At 62.5% G+C, this 299-nt stretch carries 1 protein-coding gene; it reads right to left on the bottom strand.

All coding sequences use genetic code 11. The features are described 5' to 3' along the window. The coding region (locus tag BK660_RS33220; RefSeq protein WP_259698546.1) for an AMP-binding protein at window positions 1-299 on the bottom strand (299 nt) is incomplete at both ends.

Genomic DNA, 299 nt, shown 5'->3' with positions numbered 1-299 from the left:
CTGCCAGTAGCCCTTCATCACTTGCGGGCCCTTGACGCACAGCTCGCCGATTTCACCCAGCGGCTGCTCGACGCCGGCATCGTCGATGACTTTGCACAGGGTCGATGGCACCGGAATACCGATGGTGCCGATCTGGATGTTCTGGATCGGGTTGACCGTGGCCACCGGACTGGTTTCGGTCATGCCGTAACCTTCGCAGATGGCGCAACCGGTGACCGCTTTCCAGCGCTCGGCAGCGGCCAGTTGCAGGGCCATGCCGCCGGACAAGGTGACTTTCAGCGCCGAGAAATCCAGCTTGC

Source organism: Pseudomonas brassicacearum (assembly GCF_003732265.1).
GTDB classification, from domain to species: domain Bacteria; phylum Pseudomonadota; class Gammaproteobacteria; order Pseudomonadales; family Pseudomonadaceae; genus Aquipseudomonas; species Aquipseudomonas brassicacearum_D.
This window is presented reverse-complemented; position numbering and strand designations above follow the sequence as displayed.